This is a genomic window from Yeosuana marina, assembly GCF_011762485.1.
GTDB classification, from domain to species: domain Bacteria; phylum Bacteroidota; class Bacteroidia; order Flavobacteriales; family Flavobacteriaceae; genus Yeosuana; species Yeosuana marina.
Genome location: NZ_JAAKGI010000049.1, coordinates 1 through 5,014 on the forward strand (window position 1 = coordinate 1; position 5,014 = coordinate 5,014).

Here is a 5,014-nt window from a genome sequence, read left to right on the forward strand (position 1 = left end):
CATAGCACGGCATACCTTTGCAACGACCATAACCTTGAGCAATGGTGTACCCATAGAAACCGTATCAAAGCTATTGGGGCACTCAAAGATTACAACGACCCAGATTTATGCAAAAGTGATAGAAAGAAAGGTAAGTGAGGATATGGAACGATTAGAGCAACGTTTTTGATATATAATGACAAGTTTGAGTTTTTATTTAACTAGATATCATAAAAGGAATAACTAAAAAATCTTAAAATAAAATTCCCTTTTAATGCGCTTTTATTGCAGCTAGAAACGTATTAAAAGGGAATTTTTGAGATTTTAATAATTAGCAATTAATTTCTTCTATTATTATTTTTTAAGTAGCTTTTCTAAATACTCGATTTTATCTTTTTCGGCTTGTACTAATCGTTCATAGAGTTCAACAACTTTGTCTAAAGGATTGAAAGTACAATTATTAGGATGAAAAGTACCTTGGCTGTTGCTAAAACTATTATCATAAAAATTATTGAAATAATTTATAGCCAATTCCTCTGAAAAATTTTCAATGGCTTCCTTAGTTACACCCAAAGCTTTTGCAACCTGCTCCAATTTATCGCCTTCAATCTTCTCAGACTGCTCAATCTTGGACACTGCTTGTTGGCTAATTCCGAGTTCCTCTGCTAAGGTTTCTTGTTTCATGCCCCTAAGTTCTCTGATTCGGCTAATCTTTCTACCGATGTGGTTTGGTTTTGTTGCTGTTTCCATAACCCAAATATAAGATTTTTTCTAAAATTCACCATACCCGTAAAAAACAAATTCAATATAGTATTATACAACCTATTTTGGTTTGGTACACTTGATTTATGCTCTTAATTTATGTAAAGCAAAATATCATGGAAACAAAAACATCAAAAAAAACCGCATTACAAAAGGAACTTTTAGCTCATTTAAAGAAGCTATTGGCATTACATTCAGTATATGTTATCAGTACTGTTAAAGAAAGGAAGAGCCATAAGGTTCATCTGATACCACAAAGTAAAAATTCAGAAAGGTTCATCATTTATACGTTACTTATTATCACTTATAGACCCATTTCTAAAAGGCTTGGGGATTTTATGGACGAGGTGTATAATAAAATGCATCAGCGTTGTAAAATCTATCCCATCATGTATGCTTTATCAAATGTAAAAAAACGGTTAAATTATGGCGACGATTTTTTGTATAAGGCTATTTTTCATACACCTTGCATATATAGGGATAATGACTGCCTGTCTCAATTCAGCAATTACCCTATGCCTTTTCATCAAAATGTTTATGACCACATCCAAGAAACTTGGAAGAGCCGTATGGATCGTGCTGGAAATCTGCTTTCCATTATTGGTAATATTATTGAACCAGAAAAAGATACTTCTCCTATGCTGGCCGTAATGCACCATTCCTTAGAACAAATATGTTTAGGTCTTTTATATCTGTTTTGGAAATTTGAGCCACAACATTATTCACTGTCCTATATGCTACATTTATGCAGCCACTTTTGCAGATTGCCAGACACCATTTTTCCTAAAGAGACCTATGGATTACATCGTATGCGCTATATATTATGTAATGTCCATCATATCATGCGTTTCAAGGCACAAAATGAATTTTCGTATAGAGATACAGAAAAAGCCCATAATCGCTGTGAACAGTTTTATCATGAAGCTAAGAAACTTGGAGAGGCACAACTGGAATATCTAAAGGAACTACATTGTGACCCAACTATTTAATCAGCAATAATAATAATAAGGCAATGAAAAACAAACCCAAAAAACAACGCAAAAAGAAGCACGTTAAGAAACTTCAAGAGCTAAATATAATGGCAAAAGAACACTTTAGGTTGCTCAGTCCAACCCCTGAATATGTTTACAGAAAGGGAAACTACCTTAAATATGCCTATATCCGTAATTATGAAGAACTGGGTTACACATTGGAATCTCTTTTAAATGTATGTATCATGGCAATGGACGGTTATGATCCGAACAATCAGAGAAGGGACATAAAGGAGGCTCACACCCAATTGGCAGATGTATTGGAATTTACCAAGAATCTAATTCCTCATGAGGAATTAGAATTTTTGGATAAGTCCAGAAAGCTGCTGCTAATAGATAAAAAGAACAGTAGATAAAATTTAATGAAAAACTTTCCAGAACCAAAACTATTTGCCAGTCTCAAAAACTAAAAATCATGAAAAACAAAGCAGATCAAACAGAAGAACAATCCTTAGAGGAAATATTATTAAAAATGGAACAGATCAAGGAACTGAGCGCAGAAAATTTTGTATTGTTAAAACCGATAGAAGGTGTCCAAGAAGGTTACTACCTGAACCATTGTAGAATCTATGATTATTTAGAACTGTTTTGTACTTTAAAATCAACACTGAATGTGTGTATTCTAGCCCTAGAGGAACAACAAGACTTAACCCTGGATATAAAGAATAAGGAATCTGATGTAAGGACTGTTTTAGAATTTGCAAAAAACCTAATTCCATTGGAAGAAGCTATTTATTTGGATAAAATGCGAAAACTCCTGTTATCCAATGAAGAATAAAATCAAATTTTAAATTTTGAATAAAGCCCATTGGTTAGGAATTCGAGATGTGTGTCTGTGGACACATTCTCGTTTGCTCCCGAAGGTCGCAAAATAAAAAAAGTATTTATGGGCGAAAGAATAATCGCTTTGAGAATTCTTTATATTAGTTGAGTTTTAAAAGCCCCAACATCTATCGAGCTAATACTATGCAATGTTTTTGGGAAATTGAAAGGTTGGTTTTTACTTTTTTACTAAAAAGCAGTAAACAGATACCCCTTTAAACTTATTAAGCACCAATAGACTACAATACCAATCAATACAAATTAGCAAAATACTTTTTACTGTAAATTATTGCCTGTTTATGGGGCTTTCGAAAGGTTTTACTGTAAAAGTCAAATAATACGTATTTGGCAAGCACCACAATCTTTCAATATTCACTAAATCATACCAAAATCTAAGAGTTTGCCGCAAATAAAAGCCATTTTAATGGGGTTGCAAGAGGTTTTGCCGCAAATCTGAAATAAATGCAACTATTTAAAATTGGTAAATAACTGTTTTTAAGTGAAATACGAGCTAGTAACACCGCGCAGCGTGTTACCCTCTTGCTTTACAAAACACGATAGGCAGAGCCTATCAAATTTTATAAACAACTTGATTAAAAAATCAGTTGCTTTTTTTTAATGAAAAGCGTTCTAATTGCTAATCCTAGATAGTAAAAAACAATGATTGTCAGTAACGATCTAATAGGAATTATCCTTAACACACATTTATAACCACAAGTTTAATAGATACTAAAACCCTTTATTGGATAATGGTTAAAATTGATAACCTTAAGTTTCTTTTCTAATAATTAAAATCTCGTCATTCGAAAATTCCATCCAAGCAAGGTCATAAACATAATGAAAGGTTTTACCTTTACTGTTTATATGCAAATGCGTATGGTACTTAAAAGTGAATTTCTTCTTTTCGAGCACCACTCGCTCTACTGTTATCAGTCATTTTCTTTTACCTAGAACTTCCAAAAGAATACTTCTGTTCCTATATAAAATGGTATCCAACTCTTTTACCTCATTATCTGTAAACTTTCTTAAATTAACATGGTAATAATTTTTACATTTTACAGAGCAAAATAATTTATCATCTCTTCCTACTAGAATCTTACTGCATATTTTGAACTTTCCTTTATTCATTATTCTATAAAAAATTGATTTAATATGCTTATTTTAAGTATTTTACATATAGTCGTTTCTAACGGTTAATATACCATTATTTATAACAGACCAACACTACTTGTAGTCTTTTTAACTACTTTTAAGGCTGATGGATAAAATTGTAAAAACAAATATGATGCAACCGATTATATACCAATCTTTTAAAAAAGCAAAACGCATTAAGGTTCTTATACCCTATGTACAGTACATACATTGCGCCATTCGTTTGCAACACATTGTATTGAAAATAACATAAATATTAGATTAGGCATTTGCAGAATATGTTGGGGCATGGTTCGCCAAAAACAACAGACATATACCAAAACTATTGAAATTAACAATAAAACCATTATAAGCCCATTGGATACATTGTTGAAAAGTAATATATTGCATACATAAACGATATAACTACAATAGGATTGGTATTTATTGCAGTTATACAAGTGTTGTAAAACATTTGACAAAAAATTGAACATTAGAATAAAAAATAAAACTGAATGAAAAAAATTTTATTGACCTTGACTTTATGCGGACTGACATTTATTGGTAAATCTCAAAACGCAAGTGTAGAAAAATCTACTTATGGAATCCAAACTGGAGTATTAGGAATTTGGGCTCATCGAGAAGTGAAATTATCGAATCAAATAGCTTTGAGAGCTGAAATCGGAATGGATGCTGGATTTTGGGGAGGAAGTTTTTATCCAAAAAACGGATATTTAATGACACCTGTAATTACATTAGAACCAAGATGGTATTATAATTTAAACAAACGAATATCAAAATCAAGAAATATAAGTGGAAATAGTGGAAATTTTCTAACTCTTCAAACAAGTTATCATCCTAATTGGTTTGTAATATCCAATTATGACAATGTAGAAATTGCCGACCAAATTTCGATAATTCCAACTTGGGGAATAAAAAGGAATATTGGAAATCATTTTACTTACGAAACTGGAATTGGAATTGGATACAGATATATTTTCGCTAAAAGTGTTGGATATTTAGAAAATGAAGGAGAAGCCGCTTTGAATTTACACTTGCGAATTGGTTACCGATTTTAAACTGAATAAAAACGTTTTACAACACCGTGTATAATTAATGGCTAGTTCTCGCCTACTTACGAAAATCCTCGCGGATTTCCTATTCGGTTTGTATTTGCTATATTAGGTGCTTAAACACGCCACTAATCATACGTGTGCCGAGAGTAACGAACGGCTGAAAATCGTTACGCAACTGTTTATAAGATGGTGGAGCCGATCCACCGGTGTTGT

At 32.2% G+C, this 5,014-nt stretch carries 6 protein-coding genes; 5 read left to right on the plus strand and 1 reads right to left on the minus strand.

Annotated elements, in window-relative coordinates; all coding sequences use genetic code 11:
• The coding region (locus G5V56_RS18800) for a tyrosine-type recombinase/integrase (RefSeq protein WP_166967587.1) at positions 1–169 on the plus strand (169 nt) is incomplete at its 5' end.
• A gap of 164 nt (positions 170–333) precedes the next feature.
• Here the strand turns inward: G5V56_RS18800 and G5V56_RS18805 are convergent.
• The gene (locus G5V56_RS18805) at positions 334–729 is read right to left on the minus strand and encodes a helix-turn-helix domain-containing protein (protein WP_166968077.1); all 396 of its coding nucleotides are present in this window, start codon (positions 727–729) and stop codon (positions 334–336) included.
• A 128-nt stretch (positions 730–857) separates the two neighbouring features.
• Between G5V56_RS18805 and G5V56_RS18810 the strand changes: the two genes are divergently transcribed.
• The 4 genes from G5V56_RS18810 to G5V56_RS18825 all read left to right on the plus strand — a co-directional run bounded on the left by G5V56_RS18810 (position 858) and on the right by G5V56_RS18825 (position 4,804).
• On the plus strand, positions 858–1,730 hold the full coding sequence (locus G5V56_RS18810; protein ID WP_166968079.1) for a hypothetical protein: 873 nt from the start codon (positions 858–860) through the stop codon (positions 1,728–1,730).
• A 23-nt stretch (positions 1,731–1,753) separates the two neighbouring features.
• On the plus strand, positions 1,754–2,128 hold the full coding sequence (locus G5V56_RS18815; protein WP_166968081.1) for a hypothetical protein: 375 nt from the start codon (positions 1,754–1,756) through the stop codon (positions 2,126–2,128).
• 59 nt (positions 2,129–2,187) lie between these two features.
• Complete coding sequence (locus tag G5V56_RS18820; protein ID WP_166968083.1) at positions 2,188–2,550, plus strand: hypothetical protein; 363 nt, start codon at positions 2,188–2,190, stop codon at positions 2,548–2,550.
• A 1,690-nt stretch (positions 2,551–4,240) separates the two neighbouring features.
• On the plus strand, positions 4,241–4,804 hold the full coding sequence (locus tag G5V56_RS18825) for a hypothetical protein (protein ID WP_166968084.1): 564 nt from the start codon (positions 4,241–4,243) through the stop codon (positions 4,802–4,804).
• Positions 4,805–5,014 lie beyond the last annotated feature (210 nt).